1 protein-coding gene is annotated in these 2,273 nt (G+C 76.6%); it reads left to right on the top strand.

The window, feature by feature from the left end; genetic code table 11:
* On the top strand, window positions 1-1,872 hold a 1,872-nt coding region (locus ABT247_RS25065; RefSeq protein ID WP_350746087.1), incomplete at its 5' end, for an ATP-binding cassette domain-containing protein.
* Window positions 1,873-2,273: the final 401 nt, after the last annotated feature.

The raw sequence follows: 2,273 nt of genomic DNA, 5'->3' as shown, positions 1-2,273 counted from the left end.
GGCGAGGTCCGCCCCGAGGTGGAGATGCTGAGCCGGGTGACCGAGGGCTCGATGTGGGCCGGCATCGCCCAGATGAAGAAGGCCTCCGGCGGCGCCTCCGGGTCGATCCGCCTTCCTCAGCGGCCGCCCCCGCGTCGATCCGCCTTCCCCAGCGGTCGCCTCCTCGGTGGCCACCTCCTCCGCCGTCGCCACCGATCCCCGACGGGAGCCCACGACTTGCCCCGCCGCCCCACCGGCTGGACCCTCGCCCTCGGCATCGCGCTGCCGGTCGAGGCCGCCGGCACCCTCGCACTGCCCGCCGTGCTCGCCGGAGCCGTCGACGCCGCCCTCGGGCACCGGCCCGGGCCCGGCGCCTACCTCCTGCTCGTCGGCGTCCTCGGCGCGGCCGCCGCCGCGGGCTCCACCGCCGCAGCCGCCGCATCCACCTGCTCCGCCGAGGCCACCGCCGCCCTGCGCGACCGTCTCGTCCGCCACCTGCTCGCCCTCGGGCCCGGCGGCCGACTGCACGACGGGCCACCGCCCGGCGACCTCGCCGCCCGGTTGCTCGGCTCGGCGGCCGACGCGGGCGGCCGGCTGCCCGCCGTCCTCGGCTCCGCCACCGCGCTGCTCACCTCGCTCGGCGCGATCGTCGGGCTGGCAGCCCTGTCACCGTGGCTGGCGCTCGCCTTCTTCGCGGGCGTGGTGCCCGGCGTGCTGCTGGTCCGGCTCTTCCTGCGGGAGGCCGGGCCGGTCTTCACCCGCTACCAGGAGGTCCAGGCCGACCTCGCCGCCCGCCTCGGCGGCGCCCTCGCCGGACTGCGCAGCATCCGAGCGGCCCACGCCGAACAGCGCGAAGCCGCGCGGATACTGGCGCCGCTACCGGAGCTCTCCGCCGCCGGGCACGCTCTCTGGGCGGCGCAGCGCCGTACCGCCTGGCAGGCGACCGTGCTGATCGCCCTGGTCGAGGTCGCGGTGCTCACCACCGCCGGGGTCCTCCTCGCGGACGGCGCCCTGGCCCCCGGCGCACTCGCTGCGGCGGCCGGCTGGGCGGCGCTCGGCGCGGGGCTGTTCGAACAGGTCGAGGCGCTGGTCGGCGTTGCGCACGCCAGGGCCGGGCAGGCCCGGGTGGACGAACTCCTGGCGCTCGCACCGTCCCCGTCCGGTACGGCGGCGCTCCCGGCCGACGGGCCGGGAGAGGTGTCGCTGCGCGGCGTGGTGGTGCGCGACGGCGAACGGGTACTGCTCGGCCCGCTCGACCTCACCGTCCCCGGCGGCCGTACGGTCGCCCTGGTCGGACGCTCAGGCCCCGGCAAGTCCCTGCTCGCCGCCCTGCCCGGTCGGCTGCGCGACCCCGACGAGGGCACCGTGCTGATCGACGGCGTCCCGGTCAACAGCCTGTCGGCCGCCGAACTGCGGCGGGCGGTCGGCTACGCCTTCGCCCGGCCCGCACTGGTCGGCCGTACCGTCCGCGACGCACTGGCCGGCGCCGGACCCGCCGAAGCGGCAGCCGCCCGGGCGGACGGCTTCCTACGACGGCTGCCCCTGGGGTGGGACACCCCGTTGGACGACCTCCGGCTCTCCGGCGGAGAACTGCAACGCCTCGGCCTCGCCCGCCTCCTGGGCCGCCCCACCCGGGTCGTCGTCCTGGACGACGCCACCTCGGGCCTCGACCTCGCCACCGAACACCAGGTCAGCGAGGCCCTCGACCACGCCACCCGCGGCCGCACCCGCCTGGTGGTCGCCCACCGTGCCTCGGTCGCCGCCCGCGCCGACCTCGTCGCCTGGCTCGACGCCGGCCACCTCCGCGCCCTGGCTCCCCATACGGACCTCCTCGCCCACCCCGACTACCGAGCAGCCCTCGCCGACACGGCACTCACCACCGCCACGGCCTGACCCCACCGCGATTTCCCCGCGCAGGAAGTCGGCCCGGCCGACTTCTGGCGTTGCGGCCACCCCCAGGGGTTGAGGCGAAATCCACGAACCACCCGAACCAGCCCGGGCTGCAGGGCCATTCGGCCCAGCCGACCACGCAAGCAGCAGGAGGCACACGGTGACGCGCAAAGGCATCCGGATAGGAAGTCGGCCGAGCCGACTTCTCGCGCTGCAGCCCCGGGCCAGCACCGCCACACGCCACCGAACGAAACAGCACCGCACCGCACCGAAAGTCGGCCCAGCCGACCACCCACACGGAAGGCGAACGCACCAGACCAAGCAAGCCCCCGGATAGGAAGTCGGCCCGGCCGACTTCTCGCGCTGCGGCCACAGGCCAGCGAGCCGGTCCAGCCACCGCCACC

Source organism: Kitasatospora sp. NPDC001539 (assembly GCF_040298565.1).
Lineage (GTDB): Bacteria > Actinomycetota > Actinomycetes > Streptomycetales > Streptomycetaceae > Kitasatospora.
This window is presented reverse-complemented; position numbering and strand designations above follow the sequence as displayed.